The organism is Marinobacter sp. H13, from assembly GCF_059072335.1.
Window position 1 is genome coordinate 1752274 of sequence record NZ_JCACRU010000001.1, and the last position, 16938, is coordinate 1769211.

The 16938-nt window shown below is 59.2% G+C and carries 15 protein-coding genes; 5 read left to right on the top strand and 10 right to left on the bottom strand.

The window, feature by feature from the left end:
• Nucleotides 1-5: 5 nt before the first annotated feature.
• The 3 genes from AC5JQH_RS08230 to AC5JQH_RS08240 are packed head-to-tail and all read right to left on the bottom strand — an operon-like array spanning nucleotide 6 to nucleotide 2579.
• Nucleotides 6-1190: an MFS transporter gene (locus AC5JQH_RS08230; RefSeq protein WP_482902154.1), complete on the bottom strand. Its 1185-nt coding sequence runs from the start codon at nucleotides 1188-1190 to the stop codon at nucleotides 6-8.
• Nucleotides 1187-1984 carry an ABC transporter permease gene (locus AC5JQH_RS08235; RefSeq protein WP_482902153.1) on the bottom strand — a complete coding sequence of 266 codons (798 nt, stop codon included), beginning with the start codon at nucleotides 1982-1984 and terminating at the stop codon, nucleotides 1187-1189. The genes AC5JQH_RS08230 and AC5JQH_RS08235 overlap by 4 nt, the downstream gene beginning before the upstream one ends.
• Nucleotides 1971-2579 carry an ABC transporter ATP-binding protein gene (locus AC5JQH_RS08240; RefSeq protein ID WP_482902152.1) on the bottom strand — a complete coding sequence of 203 codons (609 nt, stop codon included), beginning with the start codon at nucleotides 2577-2579 and terminating at the stop codon, nucleotides 1971-1973. The genes AC5JQH_RS08235 and AC5JQH_RS08240 overlap by 14 nt, the downstream gene beginning before the upstream one ends.
• An 89-nt stretch (nucleotides 2580-2668) precedes the next feature.
• Between AC5JQH_RS08240 and AC5JQH_RS08245 the strand changes: the two genes are divergently transcribed.
• The gene (locus tag AC5JQH_RS08245; protein ID WP_493805467.1) at nucleotides 2669-3295 is read left to right on the top strand and encodes a hypothetical protein; all 627 of its coding nucleotides are present in this window, start codon (nucleotides 2669-2671) and stop codon (nucleotides 3293-3295) included.
• A gap of 7 nt (nucleotides 3296-3302) precedes the next feature.
• Here AC5JQH_RS08245 and arsJ read toward each other — a convergent pair whose 3' ends face one another.
• Genes arsJ through AC5JQH_RS08260 form a run of 3 tightly spaced genes read right to left on the bottom strand, consistent with a single transcriptional unit; the run spans nucleotide 3303 to nucleotide 6313 of the window.
• Nucleotides 3303-4496, bottom strand: coding sequence for an organoarsenical effux MFS transporter ArsJ (gene arsJ / locus AC5JQH_RS08250; RefSeq protein ID WP_424006652.1), 1194 nt, complete (start codon nucleotides 4494-4496; stop codon nucleotides 3303-3305).
• Between the two features lies 1 nt (nucleotide 4497).
• Nucleotides 4498-5502 carry an ArsJ-associated glyceraldehyde-3-phosphate dehydrogenase gene (locus tag AC5JQH_RS08255; protein ID WP_493805468.1) on the bottom strand — a complete coding sequence of 335 codons (1005 nt, stop codon included), beginning with the start codon at nucleotides 5500-5502 and terminating at the stop codon, nucleotides 4498-4500.
• A 46-nt stretch (nucleotides 5503-5548) separates the two neighbouring features.
• Nucleotides 5549-6313 carry a metalloregulator ArsR/SmtB family transcription factor gene (locus AC5JQH_RS08260; RefSeq protein ID WP_008172983.1) on the bottom strand — a complete coding sequence of 255 codons (765 nt, stop codon included), beginning with the start codon at nucleotides 6311-6313 and terminating at the stop codon, nucleotides 5549-5551.
• 91 nt (nucleotides 6314-6404) lie between these two features.
• On the opposite strand from AC5JQH_RS08260, the gene arsB reads away from it, so the two are divergent.
• A complete protein-coding gene (gene arsB, locus AC5JQH_RS08265; RefSeq protein ID WP_493805469.1) occupies nucleotides 6405-7475 on the top strand; it encodes an ACR3 family arsenite efflux transporter in 1071 nt (356 codons plus the stop codon).
• Nucleotides 7476-7604: 129 nt separating this feature from the next.
• Nucleotides 7605-8402, top strand: a complete 798-nt coding sequence (locus AC5JQH_RS08270) for an undecaprenyl-diphosphate phosphatase (protein ID WP_008172985.1) — start codon at nucleotides 7605-7607, stop codon at nucleotides 8400-8402.
• 12 nt (nucleotides 8403-8414) lie between these two features.
• Here AC5JQH_RS08270 and uvrD read toward each other — a convergent pair whose 3' ends face one another.
• Together uvrD and AC5JQH_RS08280 are read right to left on the bottom strand one after the other, a co-directional pair.
• A complete protein-coding gene (gene uvrD, locus AC5JQH_RS08275) occupies nucleotides 8415-10580 on the bottom strand; it encodes a DNA helicase II (protein WP_493805470.1) in 2166 nt (721 codons plus the stop codon).
• 239 nt (nucleotides 10581-10819) lie between these two features.
• On the bottom strand, nucleotides 10820-12271 hold the full coding sequence (locus tag AC5JQH_RS08280) for an NAD-dependent succinate-semialdehyde dehydrogenase (RefSeq protein WP_493805471.1): 1452 nt from the start codon (nucleotides 12269-12271) through the stop codon (nucleotides 10820-10822).
• A 185-nt stretch (nucleotides 12272-12456) separates the two neighbouring features.
• Here AC5JQH_RS08280 and AC5JQH_RS08285 point away from each other — a divergent pair, with 185 nt between their 5' ends.
• Nucleotides 12457-13470 (top strand): histone deacetylase family protein, encoded by a 1014-nt coding sequence (locus tag AC5JQH_RS08285; protein ID WP_476158377.1) that lies wholly within the window; start codon nucleotides 12457-12459, stop codon nucleotides 13468-13470.
• A gap of 4 nt (nucleotides 13471-13474) precedes the next feature.
• On the opposite strand, the gene thiI is transcribed toward AC5JQH_RS08285, so the two are convergent.
• The gene (gene thiI, locus AC5JQH_RS08290; protein ID WP_493805472.1) at nucleotides 13475-14929 is read right to left on the bottom strand and encodes a tRNA uracil 4-sulfurtransferase ThiI; all 1455 of its coding nucleotides are present in this window, start codon (nucleotides 14927-14929) and stop codon (nucleotides 13475-13477) included.
• A gap of 110 nt (nucleotides 14930-15039) precedes the next feature.
• On the opposite strand from thiI, the gene ppnN reads away from it, so the two are divergent.
• A complete protein-coding gene (ppnN, locus tag AC5JQH_RS08295) occupies nucleotides 15040-16422 on the top strand; it encodes a nucleotide 5'-monophosphate nucleosidase PpnN (protein ID WP_493805473.1) in 1383 nt (460 codons plus the stop codon).
• Nucleotides 16423-16447: 25 nt separating this feature from the next.
• Here the strand turns inward: ppnN and AC5JQH_RS08300 are convergent, their stop codons facing one another.
• The gene (locus AC5JQH_RS08300) at nucleotides 16448-16783 is read right to left on the bottom strand and encodes a c-type cytochrome (protein WP_008172995.1); all 336 of its coding nucleotides are present in this window, start codon (nucleotides 16781-16783) and stop codon (nucleotides 16448-16450) included.
• Between the last annotated feature and the right edge of the window lie 155 nt (nucleotides 16784-16938).

Consider the following 16938-nt stretch of genomic DNA (forward strand, 5'->3'; position numbering starts at 1 on the left):
TCTCACTAACCAGCCTGAACCTCAGGCCAAGCCCGGGAGAGCGCCCAAAGCCCGAGCACCGGACCGGGGAACAGCAGGAGAACCACCCAGACATTCAACTGGCCCCAGAGCCCACTGGTCAGCCAGATGGCAGGCAGCGTCAGACCAAACCCGACCGCATTCATCACCGCCAGAGAGGAGCCTACCGACTCCCTCGGTGCCGTTGCCGAGGCCAGCGCCGAGAATTGAGGTGAATCGGCCACCACAGCAATGCCCCAGACTATCAGCAAAACGATCAGCAAGGCCGGCGATAGTCCGTTCAGCCAGGGGTAAACCAGGCAGAAGGCTCCGGACACCATCAGGGCTCGCTGGGCCACCCATTCACTACCCCGTGTTCGGCTGAGCCGGCCACCACCGACGCAACCTGCCGCACCAATGCCAATGACAGCAAACGACAACCAGGGAATAAGTGCGTCACTCTGCCCCATCCGCTGCAGCTCCCGGCCGATGAGCAGGGGTGTTAATGTCCAGAACGCGTAGAGCTCCCACATATGGCCGAAGTAACCACCGGCCACTGCCCGGAATCTCGGGATGCGCAGAGCCGCCAACCCCTGGCTGAGGGGCAATCGCCCGCTGCTTTTAGGAAGGTGCGGGCCGTCACCCAGCAGAAACACTAGCAGCCCTCCGGCCACGGCAAGACAGGACGCAGCCATCAGCGGCCACTCCCAGGGCATGCCCAGGGTTGCTCCGCGCATCAGGTGGGGCAGCGCCGTTCCGAGTGTCAGCATGCCCACCAGCCAGGCAAGGGCGGCCCCGGCATACTTTGGCGTCCAGGCAATTACCATTTTCATGCCCAAGGGATAGATGCCGGCCAGACACAGCCCGGTGGCAAAGCGCAGGAGGAAATCGAGCGGCGGCGCATCGGCAGCGAAAATAAATCCACCGTTAACCAGAGCCCCCAACAGGCTCGATAGCGCAAAGATCCGACTGGCGCCAAAGCGGTCGGCCAGGCCGGTCACCGCAATGGTCAGGGTGCCCGCGATAAACCCGGCCTGCACCGCCAATGTCAGCCGCCCGAGATCACTCTCGGTCAGGCCCAGCTCGCCGGCCAGCGACAACCAGACACCGTTGATACTGAACCAGAGCGAGGTGCCGAAAAGCTGGGCCAGAACGATCACAGGGAGGGGGTAACGTCGTAGCAGGTCGATCATTGTTTCACCAGTCGGTCCAGTCGCAGGCGCTCCCGGTCGTCGAACAGTCTTCGCCCGCCCCAGGAAACTGCCATCAGGGCACCAAATCCGGTGCCGACGGTGATGATCAGCATCACCAGGATCTGGTATTTCACCGCCACTGCCGGCGGGCTGCCTGCGAGAATCTGGCCGGTCATCATACCGGGCAGGCTGACGATACCGGCAGCGGCCATGGCGTTGATGGATGGCATCATACCACTGCGCATGGCGTCTCTCCGGATATCTTCCAGCGCCTGCTTCCAGGTCTGGCCCAGCATCAGGCGGTTCTCGATGACGGCCCGCTGCCGCCAGACCGATTCGTTCAAACGATCCAGCGCCAGGCTGACGCCTGTCATGGTGTTTCCGAGCATCATGCCCAGAAGGGGAATGGCATACTGTGGGGTGTACCAGGGGTCTGGGCCGATCACGACAGTCAGGGCCAGGATGGTGACGGAAAAGGACGACACAAACATCGCCCCTGTACCGATACTGAACGCCCACCAGCCCCGCAATCGTCGCCCCTGGCGCGCGACCACTTCCCGGCCGGCAACCAACAGCATGACCAATGCCAGCAGCGCAATCCAGTAGAACGCAGAGGATGCGAACAGAGCCTCCAGAACCAGCCCGATCAACGCCAGTTGAATGACCGTGCGGAGTGCCGCAATCAGCAGACTCCGGGTAATACCGAGCCGGGCCAGATAGCCGGTACCGGCCAGCGCCAGAATTAGCAAGGCCGCCAGGCCCAGCTTCCACCAGGCCAAATCAATCACTTCCATTAGCGCGCTCCAGCCTGGTGCCGTGGATCCGGTAGTGGGCATCCGCCACCCGATAGATCTGCGCCGGGTCGTGAGCGACCCAAAGCACCGCGATCTGCCGCCTCCGGATCACATTGAGCAGCCAGGTTTCAATGGCTTCCGTGCTGTTGTTATCCAGATTGGCAGTGGTTTCGTCCAGCAACAGAACCTCAGGCTCAAGCACCAGGGCCCGCCAGAGCGCCAACCGCTGTCGCTCACCAGAGGACAGCCGACTTACCGACCACTCCATAACGCCGGGCGGAAAGCCCAGCGCTGACGGCAATTCTGCCTTAGCATCATCCGGAAAGTGACCACCCACCTCATCAAACCACCATTGACTGTCTGCCGGTACCATAACCACCCGGCGTCGCCACTGGTGTGCGGGAACATTCAACTGGGCGGTATCACCCAGAGAAACCTTGCCGCCGTGTGGTTCCAGATCAGCCACGGCCCTCAGCAGCCGACTCTTGCCACTGCCCGAAGGACCGGACAGGCAGACAACCTGCCCACCAGGTACCGTCAAAGACACATTACGGAGAGTGCCAACGCAGAGATTTTCTAGCACCAAATCTGTCAAGATAGCATCACCAGGGCTCGCCAACGTTCATAACGGATATACCATTGCACAGTGTCCTGCCAACAACCAGCCACACAGGCCAGGGATGTATGAAGCTTCGATCTCTTATTATCTTCACACTGGCATCTGCACTGATTGCCCCGCCGTTGGAAGCAGAGGTCAGCCTGGCACCGTTTGCAGGTTTTCGCATGAGCAGCTCTGTCGATATCGAGACCGCCGGCGCCAGCACCTCAGACCAGATCGACTTTCGGGATTCCGCCAGCCAGGGCCTGGTGTTCAATTTTGATCTTGCAGAGCCCGGCAAACAGGGAGAGATTTATTTCGGCCGGCAGAGCACCTCGGCCCGACTGGACAATGGCCTGTTCGCACCGGGCCTGGATTCCATCGACCTGACCATCTACCAGCTCCAGTTCGGCGGGCTGTATTTCCCGGCTGGCCAGAATCATGGCGGGTTTGTCTCTGGTGTGTTCGGCGTTACCCGCCTCGAGCCGGACGATTCACGGTATGAAACCCATCACCGGGCCGCCCTGTCCATTGGCGGCGGGTACCAGTTTTTCCTGACGGAACAACTGCGCCTGAGGCTCGATCTGCGTGGTGTTTACACAGCCCTGAACTCGGGCGGCTCCGCGTTCTGCTCCGGCGGCTGCGAACTCAGATTCGACAGCAGCGGCTACCTGCAGGTGGAAGCCGCCGCAGGGCTGGCCATTCGGTTCTGAAGCCCGGTCAGGCCGTCACTGGCCGCCGCTGGGGCAACAAAACCGACAGCAACGCGGCCATGGCCACCAGACCCGACGATATCCACAAGCAGGCCTCCAGCCCCCAGGCCTGGTAGACCCAGCCGGACAGAATCGTTCCCAGCAACCGGCCGGCGGCATTGGACATGTAATAGAAGCCCACATCCAGGGACACCCCATCACCGCGGGCATAGCTAACGATGAGATAGCTGTGCAGCGACGAGTTGACGGCAAACAGCACGCCAAACAACAGCAGGCCACCAACAATCACGAACTGGGGTGACCAACCCGCTGCCAGGCCGATGGCAATCGCTGCCGGAATCAGCGCCAGTGCTGCCGCCCAGAGCACAGCAGGCTGCTTGCCTTCCATGTTGCCGGTGATGCGCGGGGCAATGGTCTGAATAAAGCCGTAGCCGATAATCCAGCTGGCCATAAAGCCGCCCACTTTCCAGAAGTCCCAGCCAAAGACCGTGTGCAGGTAAACGGGCAAAGCAACCACAAACCAGACATCCCGCGCGCCGAACAGAAACATCCGGGCCGCCGACAAGACATTGATGGCCCGGCTTTTGGAGAGGATCTCGCTGAACTTCGGTTTGGCCTTGCTCTTGCCCAGATCCTGTCCCAGCAAGAACAGGCTGGCCAGCCAGACCAGTCCCAAAGCCACCGCCATGATAATCACGGCACCCTTGAAGCCGGCCGCCATCAGCAGGACCCCACCGAGGAAAAAGCCCACACCTTTGAGGGTATTCTTGGAGCCCGTCAGAATGGCCACCCACTTGTACAGGGTGCCCTGCTGCTCATCCGGCACCAGCAGCTTGATGCCGCTCTTGGCGGACATCTTGTTCAGATCCTTGGCAATGCCCGAGAGCGCCTGCGCTGCCATTACCCAGGGCACCGTCAGGATCACCGCCGGGACTGCCAGCATGGCCAGCGCCACAATCTGCAGGAACAACCCGATGTTCATGGTGCGGTTCAGCCCCATACGGGCGCCCAGATAACCACCCACCAGATTGGTCACCACCCCGAAGAACTCGTAAAAGACGAACAGCAGGGCGATTTCCAGGGGCGAGTAGCCCAACTGGTGGAAATGCAGTACCACCAGCATCCGCAGGGCGCCATCGGTCAGAGTGAAGGCCCAGTAGTTGCCGGTGATCACCAGGTACTGTCGGATGGCAGCCGTCATATCAGGCAGCACCCACCCTGCGCGCCAGTTCCGCGGTGCGGTTGGCGTAGCCCCATTCGTTGTCGTACCAGGCGTAGATTTTCACCTGGGTGCCGTTGACCACCATGGTGGACAGGGCATCGACGATGGAGGAACGCGGGTCGGTCTTGTAGTCAATGGACACCAGTGGGCGCTCTTCGTAGCCCAGGATGTCTTTGAGCTCGCCTTCAGCGGCTTCTTTCAAGAGCTGGTTTACGATATCCCTGTCCGTGGCCGTTTCAACTTCAAACACGCAATCGGTGAGCGACGCATTGGTCAGCGGAACGCGCACTGCGTGGCCATCCAGACGCCCTTTCAGCTCGGGGAATATTTCGATAATCGCCGTTGCGGAACCGGTGCTGGTAGGAATCAGTGAACTCCCGCAGGCCCGCGCCCGGCGCAGGTCCTTGTGGGGCGCATCAATAATGGTCTGGGTGTTGGTCAGGCTGTGAATGGTGGTGATGGAGCCGTGCTTGATGCCCAGCTTCTCATGAATCACCTTCACCACCGGCGCCAGGCAGTTGGTGGTGCAGGAGGCAGCGGTCACAATGCGGTCGTTGGCCGGGTCGAAAATATCATCGTTCACACCAACCACAATGTTCTTGGCGCCCGCCTCCTTCACCGGTGCCGTGACCACGACCCGTTTCACGCCCTGGTCCAGGTACGCCTGCAAAGCACTGACCTTCTTGTTCACGCCACTGGCCTCGATCACCAGATCGCAGCCGGACCAGTCGGTTTCACCGATGCTCCGGTTGTGAGTCACGCGAATGCGCTGGCCCTCGATGACGATATCCGTTCCGTCGGCAGTGGCTTCCCGACTCCAGCGACCATGGATGCTGTCAAAGTTGAGCAGGTGAGCCAAAGTACCGGTATCGGCGCCCGGATCGTTGATGGCCACAAACTCCATATCTGGCCAGCCCCAGGCGGCCCGCAAGGCCAGACGACCGATTCGGCCAAATCCATTAATGCCTACTTTGATCTTGCTCATGTTGTGCTCCTGATAAACCTGTTCCGTACATTAGACCCTGCGGACATTACAGACATTGGACAGATGGGCGGTCTGCCATGGCCTGCAATCGCGCAAGCGGGTTCTCTATCAATCGGCCGTTATGGCTGGCGGTTTCATCCAGCACCCGGGCCAGCCACTGCGGAATGCCCGGGTTCAGGGAATAGTAGATCCACTGGCCCCGACGCTCCGTGGCCAGCAGGCCGGCATCCCGCAACGTGGCCAGATGCCGGCTGACTTTCGGCTGGGGCGCTTCAAAGGCTTCGGTAAGCTCGCAGACACAGAGTTGCCCCTGGCTGCGGATCATTAACAGCGCCGCAAGGCGGAAATCGTCGGCCAGCGCCTTGAACACCGTGACCGGGTCATAGCTGGCGGGTTTCGCTCCAGTTTCTTTCTGATGAATGAGTGCGAACAGGGCGACTCGCTCTTTGATCTCCTTAAGCCTGAGGGCGAAAGTGGAATGGCGGTTTGCTGGTACCGGATCGGCAAAATCCCAGGCAATCTGCTGGGCCGGCTGGCAGACCGCACCGCACTCGCTGGAAGCTTTCTCGCAGAGGGTAATCACGTAATCCCAATACTGTTCCTGCAAATCTGCCAACCGCTTGCTAGAAAGCCCTTCCGTCGATACGCCGGCTTCCTCAAGAACCTGCAATGCCATCGGGTGGGGCTCGGTTGGCTCGGTACCGGCGCTGGCCACTTCAAACCGGTCCCCGGCTATGTCCCGCAGCAAGGCTTCTGCCATAAGAGAACGGGCACTGTTGGCGGTACAGACAAACAAAACGCGGCGCTTCATATCTGCTTCCCAATATATTCGGCTTTATGGATATCCAATTTTGTGCATAATAGATTCAGTCTCCCTACGAGTAAAGGAATCATCAAATACGATGAGCACCAACACAGAAATAACCCGGGCTGAAGACGCCGACGGCGGCATGGATTTGTTCGGCAAGTTCCTGTCGGTATGGGTAGCCCTGGCCATCATCGCCGGCGTGGCGCTCGGTCAGCTCGCACCAGTGGTACCCGAGACCCTGTCCCGTTTCGAATACGCGCAGGTCTCCATCCCCATCGCCATTCTGATCTGGGCGATGATTTTCCCGATGATGGCGCAGATTGATTTCAGTGCGGTGGTCGGGGTACGCAAAGAACCGAAAGGCCTGGCGATCACGACCATCGTCAACTGGCTGATCAAGCCCTTCACCATGTTTGCCATTGCCTGGTTCTTTCTGATGGTGGTGTTCGAGCCATGGATCGCGCCGGGACTGGCCAGCGAGTACCTGGCCGGGGCGATCCTGTTGGGTGCGGCGCCCTGCACCGCCATGGTGTTCGTGTGGAGTTTCCTGACCAAAGGCGATGCCGCCTACACTCTGGTGCAGGTATCGCTTAACGACATCATCATGCTGTTTGCCTTCGCGCCGATTGTTGTTTTCCTGCTGGGCATCTCCGACATCCAGGTGCCCTGGGATACCGTGCTGCTGTCGGTCGTCCTGTACATCGTGATTCCGCTAACGGCCGGCTACCTGACCCGCCGCGCCCTGATCTCGCGCCACGGTCAGCAGTGGTACGACGATGTCTTCATGAAGCGGCTCAGCCCGGTCACCCCGGCAGCGCTGATTGTCACTCTGGTACTGCTGTTCGCCTTCCAGGGCGAGGTAATCCTGAACAACCCCCTGCACATCGTGCTGATTGCCGTGCCGCTGATTGTTCAGACCTTCCTGATTTTCTTCCTGGCCTACGGCTGGGCGAGGCTGTGGAAAGTACGCCACTGTATCGCAGCGCCTGGCGCCATGATCGGTGCCAGCAACTTCTTCGAACTGGCCGTGGCCGCAGCCATCGCACTGTTCGGCCTGCAATCCGGCGCAGCGCTGGCCGCCGTAGTGGGTGTGCTGGTGGAAGTACCGCTCATGCTGATGCTGGTCAAAATAGCCAATCGCACCCGGGACCGGTTTCCGGCATAAGCCGCAGAGGCCAGCGCCAGACTTCGGATCATGGCGCTGGCTTCACTCGCACTATCTGTTCAGCCCACCCCCACCCTGCTAATATCCCGCCCACATTTCTGACGCACCGAATCTGACGGAATCCACGCAATGGATGTTTTCCAGGCCCTTTTCCTTGGCCTTCTCCAGGGACTGACCGAATTCCTACCCATCTCCAGCTCCGCCCACCTGATTCTGACCCCGGCATTGTTCGGCTGGACCGATCAGGGCGTGGGTTTCGACCTGTCGGTGCACGTCGGGACCTTGCTGGCGGTTGTGCTCTATTTCCGGAGGGATGTTTTTGGTATTGCCCGGGACGGACTGATTTCCGTCAGCCGCCGCAAAATCGTTGGCCAGGGCGCCCTTGCCTGGTACCTCGTCATCGGCACCATCCCTGCGGGCCTGGCCGGCCTGGCGTTGCTGGATATGATCGACAACGAACTGCGGGCGGTGGAAGTCATCTTCTTCACCACCCTGTTCTTCGGCCTGCTCCTCGGCCTTGCAGACTGGTTGCCCAAACGTCAGCGCACCCTCGACAAACTGAACTGGAAAGACGCCGTCCTGGTTGGCATCGCCCAGGCCATGGCCCTCGTCCCCGGCACCTCCCGTTCCGGCGTAACCATCACCGCCGGCCTGTTCCTGGGCATGACCAGAGAAACCGCTTCCAGGTTCTCTTTTCTGCTGGCAATTCCCATTATCGTGCTGGCGTCGGCGGTGAAACTGCTGGAAGTGGCAACTTCGGATGTGATCGTCGACTGGAGTGGTTTTCTGATTGGCGGAGTGACCTCATTCCTGATGGCCATTACCGCAATCCACTTCTTCCTGAAGTGGCTCAACAAGGTAGGCATGTGGCCGTACGTTATCTATCGGATTGTTCTGGCGGGTGTGATTTACGCAGTTCTGATGTAGGCCTGCTTACAATTAGCAGGCCTCGAGAGGCGCATAAGCCAGAACCAGCCACTTGGCGCCCTCATCAAAGTTCACCTGCACCCGCGTATGGTGCCCCGTGCCTTCGGAATTCATCACGACACCTTCGCCAAACTTCGGATGACGCACCCGCTGCCCCAGGCTGAACCCGGACTGCTGCGCCGAATCCTGGCTGAACAGGCTTTCGTTGGGCCGGTCCATCATGGCCGGGCGAGTTACCGTGTTGCGCAAGCGCACTTCCTGCAGGCAGTCGCCGGGAATTTCCCGCACGAACCGGGATAGGGCATTGAACCTTTCCTGGCCGTACAGGCGGCGGGATTCGGCGTAAGTAAGCACCAGCTTTTTCATGGCCCGGGTTATGCCCACGTAGGCCAGGCGGCGCTCCTCTTCCATGCGACCAGGTTCTTCCAGGGACATGCCGTGGGGGAACAGCCCCTCTTCCACGCCCGCCAGGAAAACCAGGGGGAACTCCAGACCCTTGGCGGAATGCAGGGTCATTAACTGAACGCTGTCCTCATGGTCCTCGGCCTGGGATTCACCGGCATCCAGAGCCGCCTGAGCAATGAATTCCGACAGCGCGTCCACGCCGTCCTCCACCTCATAGTCAGACAACGCATTGACCAGTTCCTCGAGGTTCTCCACCCGGGCCTGGCCTTTCTCACCTTTTTCGCTGGCGTGATAGTCCTTCAGCCCGCTGTTTTCGATGGTCTGCTTCATCAGGCCATGCAACGAAGCATCGCCCACCATGTCGGAGAGGCCTTCGATGATCGCAATGAAAGACTGCAGCCCGGTTTTGGCCCGGCCTTTAACCTGCCCGGCTTCCAGCAGACGCTCGGCGGATTCCCACAATGAGATACTCTGCTCGGTCGCGTATTCCCGAAGCTCCGCCAGGCTCTTGGCGCCAATGCCACGGGGCGGCACGTTCACCACCCGCTCAAACGCCGCATCGTCGCGGCGATACTGGACCAACCGCAGATATGCCAGGGCGTTGCGGATTTCCTGACGATCATAGAATCGCAGGCCACCGTATACCCGGTAAGGAATGCCCTGGCGCATCAGCGATTCTTCCAGCACCCGGGACTGGGCGTTGGAGCGATAGAGAATCGCGGATTCACTGCGCAGGTTGCCGTCCTGCACCCAGGCAGAAATGCTGTCGGCAATGTAGTTGGCTTCGTCCTGCTCGTTGAACGCCGCGTACAGGCTGATCGGTTCGCCTTCCGGACCGTCGGTCCAGAGCTCCTTGCCCAGCCGGCCCTGGTTGTTGGCGATCACCGCGTTGGCCGCCTTCAGGATCATCTGGGTGGAGCGGTAATTCTGCTCCAGACGCACCAACCGGGCATTGGGGAAATCCCGCTGGTACTGCTGGATGTTTTCGACCTTGGCGCCCCGCCAGCCGTAGATAGACTGATCGTCGTCCCCCACCACCGTCATTGGCACGCGATTGCTGGCCAGCACCTGCAGCCAGGCATATTGAATGGTGTTGGTGTCCTGAAACTCGTCCACCAGGATATGCTGGAACCGGCTCTGGTAATGGGCCAGCAGCTCCGGACGATGCAGCCACAGTTCATGGGATCGCAGCAACAACTCGCCAAAATCCACCAGACCACCCTGCTGGCAGAGTTTTTCGTACTGGCGATAGATCTTCAGCATGATCGACAGGAAATGGTCGCCCGGATTCTCCTGGATGTGATCCGCCCGCAGCCCCTCGTCCTTCTGGCTACTGATAAACCACTGGGCCTGCTTCGGTGGCCACTTGCTCTCATCAATCTGGTTTTCCCGTATCACCCGCTTGATCAGTCGCAGCTGGTCGTCGCTGTCCAGAACCTGGAAGTTCTCCGGCAGCCCAGCATCTTTCCAGTGCGAACGCAGCAGTCGGTGCGCGATACCATGAAAGGTGCCGAACCAAAGGCCGCGGGCCGGAATGTCCATCATCTGCTCGATGCGGTAACGCATTTCCTTGGCGGCCTTGTTGGTGAAGGTCACCGCCAGGATTCCAGTGGGCGGCACCCGATCCACGGTCATCAACCAGGCGATCCTGTGCACCAGAACACGGGTTTTGCCACTTCCTGCGCCGGCCAGAACCAAAAGGTGATCGTTCTGAGCGGTAACAGCTTCACGCTGGGCATCGTTCAACGGATCGATGATGTGGGAGACGTCCATAAAGAATCGGTTCGCTACTGGTTAAATAAACAGGTTGTTGAGTATAACAGGAGAAAAGAGGGATTTCTTTGGGGTCTGGGTTAGCCCTTATCCAGGGAGGAACGCACGAGGGCGGGGCTCTGTTCAGGACACGCTACGAGCACATCCATGTGCGCTTGGCTGTGGCCATCCTTGGCCACAGACAGTCCTGAACAGAGCCCCGCCCCCGCGCTTATCTCGCTTTGGAGATGGCTTCTCTGTTAAAAACCTCTTGGTACAGTCTGCGCTTCTACAAACTCGAACAGACCTTCCAGACCGCCCTCACGGCCTATGCCGGAGGCCTTCATGCCACCGAACGGGGCTTCCGGCGTCGGGCCGGTGCCGGTGTTCCAGCCACAGTGGCCAAAGCGCAGGCCGGCAGCCACACGCTGGGCGCGTTCGGCATCGTTGGTGAACACGTAGGAGGCCAGGCCGAACTCGGTGTCGTTACCGGCTTCGATGACTTCCTCTTCCGTGCGGAACAGGGCCATGGGTACCAGCGGGCCGAAGGTTTCTTCCTGGTAGCAGGACATCTCCCGGTTCACACCGTGGACCACGGTGGGCGGGAAGAACAGGTCGTTGCCAAGATCTTCCGGCTTCTTGCCGGCAACCAGGGTGGCGCCTTTTTCAAGGGCGTCCTGAACGTGGCGTTTGACCTTGTCGTAGCCAGCCTGGTTAATCAGCGGGCCAAGATCCACGTCGCCGTTGATGCCGTCACCGACGGTCATCTTGTTAACACGCTCGGCAAGCTTTTCACCGAAGGCATCGGCCACTTTCTCATGCACGAAAATCCGGTTGGCACAGACACAGGTCTGGCCACCACCACGGAATTTGTTGGCGATGAGGTTATCAGCTGCAGCGTCCAGATCGGCATCATCAAAGACAATGAACGGCGCGTTGCCGCCCAGCTCCAGGGCCAGTTTCTTGACCTGATCCGCCGTATCGACAATGAGCTTGCGGCCCACTTCGGTGGAACCGGTAAAGCTGAGCATGGGCACGTCGGGGCTCTCGCAGAGAACCTTGCCGATCACGCTGGCTTTACCCATCACCAGGTTAACCATGCCATCCGGAATATCGGTGTGCTTATCCATCAGGCTGAACAGGGCAATCATGGTCAGCGGGGTTTCACTGGCCGGTTTGATCAACGACGGACAGCCGGCCGCCAGGGCCGCAGACAGCTTCTTGGCGATCATGCCAATGGGGAAGTTCCAGGGCGTAATCAGGCCGGTGACACCAATGGGGCGGTAGTGGACCGTCCAGGTACAGTCTTTCGGCTTTTCCGGAATGGTGTGGGCGTCGAGTGCCTGAATATGCTTGGAGCAGTAGTCGAAAAACCCGGCGGCATAATCTACTTCACCCTGGGCCTCCTGCAGCGGTTTGCCGTGCTCCATGCAGAGGATGCGGCCCACTTCTTCCTTGTTGGCCTTGAGCGCATCCCGGATGTCTTCCAGCCACTTGCGGCGGGTCTCGATGCTGTAGGGACTGATCAACCGCAGTGCCGACTTGCCGGAGGCAATAGCGGCGCTCACTTCATCTTCCGACATGGATGCGACCTGGGCGATCACCTTGCCCGTTGCCGGGTTGTAAACATCGAAGGTGTTGCCATGCTCATTATCAATCCAGCGACCACCGATATAGCCGGTCAGCTTTTCCAGCAGGGGTGACTCGATCATCTCGACTCCTCTTCTGTGATTGGCTCCGCCCCGTGTGGGGCGCAGTCCAGGTAATCTGGTTGCGTCAGTGTTTTATGTCTTTCATAGTGGATGTTGTATCCCGACCTGTAAAGTCAAGGGCAGGCTTTTGATCATCGCCTGAGTGTGCCTATACTCGGGGGATCAGACACCCAGGAGACCGTACAATGAAGGCATTTTTCCATCCCGCACAGGATGAGCACATTCCACAGACGTACTTTACCCGGGGACAGATGCGCCAGCCCCAGGAGATTCCTGCTCGAACCGGTGAAATGCTGGGCGGACTGAAGGAAATGGGTATTTCTGTGCTGCAGCCTGCGGACCAGGGTGCGGGGCCGATTTCAAAAGTCCACGATCTGGGCTACCTGCGCTTTCTTGAATCTGCGCATCGGCGCTGGAAACAGATGGATGACTGGGGCGATGAGGTTATTTCGAATATTTTCGTCCGTTCCCCGAATCACCTGACTGGCATTCTCGCCGAGGCGGCCCGCTATCAGGCTGATGGCAGCTGTCCGATTGGCGAACACACTTGGCATGCCGCGTACTGGTCTGCCCAGAGCGCGTTGGGTGCGGCTGATGCACTGATCGCCGGCGACCGGACTTCGTATGCGGTCTGTCGCCCGCCGGGGCACCATGCCCGCCGGGATGCAGCCGGTGGTTTCTGTTACCTGAACAATGCCGCCATCGCCGCCGAGCACATGAAAACACGGTTCCCCAGGATCGTGATTCTGGATACCGACATGCACCACGGCCAGGGCATTCAGGAAATCTTCTACGATCGCAGCGATGTGCTGTACATCTCCATCCATGGCGACACCACCAACTTCTACCCGGTCGTCAGCGGCTTTGAGAACGAACGTGGCGAAGGGGAAGGTTTTGGCTACAACATCAACATGCCGATGCCCCACGGTTCAACGGAAGAAGATTTCTTCGCAAAACTGGATGAAGCCCTGGCGGCCATCAAACTTTTCCAGCCGGATGCCCTGATCCTTGCCCTCGGCTTCGATATCTACAAGAACGATCCACAGGCCAAGGTGTCAGTCTCTTCCGAAGGGTTCTGCAAGCTCAGCACCCATGTGCGTCAGCTGGGGCTGCCGACGCTGGTAGTGCAGGAAGGCGGTTACGATCTGGAGGCTCTGAGCGAGAACGTCCAGCAGTTCTTCAAAGGTCTGGCAGGCTGACGCTTCAGGCTGCGGGCACGTAAACCTTCACGTTTTCGTGCCCTTCGGCCTTCAGATGCCCGGCGTGCATGCGGCTCATGGTGCCGCGATCGCAGTACAACAGGTATTGCCGGTTCGCCGGCAGTTCTGGTATCTGCTGGTTCAGCTCATAGAATGGAATCTGCAGAATCTCGTTGTTGGTCAACATCAACGGTGACTGCTCGCCTTCCGAGGGGTGACGCACGTCGATGATCACATCATCCACCGAGGGTGTCTGCACGAGCTCCACTTCCTCTGGCGTTACCGTGGTTTCCAGCAACCGGTTTACCGGCGTTTCCTCACGTGCCTCAATGGCGTTTGCCAGAACCGCGGCGTCCATTTGGGCCTCGTCTTCTTCCACCCGGTGCAGCTTGGCCCGGGTGGCAGGCTTCTGGGAGATCACTCCGCAGTATTCAGGCATGGTTCGTGCGAAAGATTCCGTGCCGATTTCCCGCGCGATGCGGATAATGGATTCCTTGTCCATGGACACCAACGGGCGCAGAACCACCTCGTCACTGGCCCTGTCTACCACGTTGAGGTTGCTCAGAGTCTGACTCGATACCTGGGCGACGGCATCGCCGGTTACCACGCCCACTGAGTTGTTCTTGCGAGCAATCTCGGCAGCTGCCATCAGCATCTGTCGTTTCAGAACCACCCCCCAGTGACGGTGATTCACCGATCGCATGATTTCGGCAACCACGCCCTCGAAGGGTACCGAGATAAACTTGGCGCTGTGAGAGGCGCCATAACGGTCCCACAGGTAGTGCACCACCTGGCGAACACCCACCTCATGGGCCGTGCCTCCCAGGTTGAAAAACAGAAAATGACTGCGCAGGCCGCGACGCATCATCAGGTAGGCGGCCACCGAAGAGTCGTAGCCGCCGGAAATCAGAGTCAGCACATTCTCGACACTGCCCAACGGATAACCGCCAAGCCCCCGATGTCTGCGATGGGCAATATGGAACTGGTCGCCGTGCACCTCAATGCGTACCTCGACCTCGGGTGATTTCAGATCAACACCCCGGGCCCCGGATGCCTGCATGAGGGCGGCTCCGACGGTACGCTCAAGATCAATGGAGCGGAAAGTGTGTTCGCCATGGCGGCGGGCCCTGACCGCAAACGTCTTGCCAGTCAGACGCTCCGAAAAAGCCGCTACCGCCTTTTCCGCAACATCCTCAAGACTGACAAGGGGGAATGCCCCGATCTCCTGAATGGTGGAGATACCCGGAATACGCAGAAGGGCCTCGATGACAGGCCCGGACAGGCTACGCCCGTCGGGCACAGCCACGTCTACCCGATCCCAACTGCCCTCAACGCGGATTTCAGGATCCAGCCGTGCCAGCAGTTTGCGGATGTTCTGCCGCAGATGACGCATTTGCTGACGGCGTACGGGTTTGCTCTTGATAGCAACTTCCGGAGCGGGACGAATAAGCAGTTTCATAAATCGGAATTTTGTCGGGTGGCGTATTTTATGGAAAGCGCTTAGTCTACCCTTTTGACTGCGTGCCTCAAAATCGGGCATTACCGCAACGTTCAGGAGCTTCACCGTTAATGCAGGAAATGACCATCAATGCCCTGGTCTCCCCCGAGGGCAGTCTTGAGATTCTCTCCAATCATGAAGTCAATCGGCTGAAGGACCGCAGCGAGGGCGGTCTTTACAGGCTGTTTCGTCAATGCGCACTGGCCGTTCTCAATACCGGTATCGAAACAGACGACTGCAAGGCCCTGATGGAATCCCATGCCGACTTTGATGTCCGGCTGGTGCCCCAGCCCCGGGGACTGAAACTGGAACTGATCAATGCGCCCGCCCACGCGTTCGTTGATGGTCAAATGCTCCGCGCGATTCGTGAGCATCTGTTTTCAGTTCTGAGGGACATTATCTATTCGTATTCGATCCCGCAGACGGCCGCAGGTTTCCGCCGTGACGATCCCGAGGATCTGACCAACTATGTCTTTCACATCCTGCGCAATGCCCGGGTGCTTCAGGCCGGGCGGCAACCGGATCTGGTCGTCTGTTGGGGTGGCCATTCCATCGGGCATGATGAATACCAGTACAGCAAGGATGTCGGTCATCAGCTGGGCCTCAGAGCCCTCAGCATCTGCACCGGGTGCGGCCCCGGTGCCATGAAGGGCCCCATGAAGGGCGCCACCATTGGCCATGCCAAGCAGCGGGTTAAAAACGGCCGCTATATCGGTATTACCGAGCCCGGCATTATCGGCGCGGAGGCCCCCAACCCCATTGTCAATGAGCTGGTTATCATGCCGGACATTGAAAAACGCCTGGAAGCTTTCGTTCGCTGCGGCCACGGTGTCATTGTGTTCCCGGGCGGTGTCGGTACCGCCGAGGAAATTCTCTACCTGCTGGGCATCCTGCTCCATCCGGACAACGTCGATCTGCCCTTCCCGGTGGTATTTACCGGCCAGCAGGAGAACGCCGAATATTTCGAGATGATCGACAAGTTCATCCGGAATGCGCTGGGGGACGAAGCCGCCAGCAAATACGAGATCATTATTGACGATCCGGTGCGCGTGGCCCAAACCATGAAAAAGGGTATGAAGGAGGTCGAGACTTTCCGGCGCGCCATGCAGGATGCCTACTACTTCAACTGGATGCTCAAGATCGACCCGGTATTCCAGTTACCGTTCGAGCCCAATCACGACAACATGCGGGCGCTTGAGCTTCACCGGGACCAGCCGGTGCACCTGATTGCCGCGAATCTGCGCAAGGCATTCAGTGGCATTGTTGCCGGCAACGTCAAGGAAGGGGGAATACGTCAGGTTCAGGAGAAAGGGCCGTTCGAGATCGCCGGAGATCCGAGCCTGATCAAACCACTGGAGGCAATGCTGGAGCAGTTTGTGGCCCAGAACCGGATGAAGCTTCCGGGATCATCTGCCTACAAACCGAGCTATCGCATCGTCAGCGGAGCGGCCTGAGCCGCTTCGCTGACACAGCGGGATCTTACTTGCCGCCGTCCGCGGGCAGACTGGCATAGTAGGCCGCCAGATTGGCGATATCGGTGTCACTCAGGCCAGTGGCCTGGCCCTGCATGATGGCCGCCTGGCCGCCGGACCGCTGCTTGTTCTTGTAGGCTTTCAGGGCAGAGACCAGATACTGCTCGTTCTGGCCCGCCAGATTCGGATAGGTCGGAATCTGGGCGATACCATTCTGGCCATGGCAAGCAGCACAAACAGCCGCCTTGGCTTTGCCAGCTTCAGGGTCGCCAGCAGAAACTACAGCAGGCACAGCAGCGCCAAGCGCAAAAATTCCCGCAACAGCGTAGTGTTTCAGATTCATTGTCATTACCCTCTCATCATCGTTTTCAAGATTTTCAGGCCGGTTCGGAAGCCGGACAGTAAACTGACTAGCACTTATAGCACAGAGCCGGGGAACCTCAAATGCGATAGGTCAAGGACCTCCTTTCGACGTTCGTCCTCTTTTCTGTTCTGGCT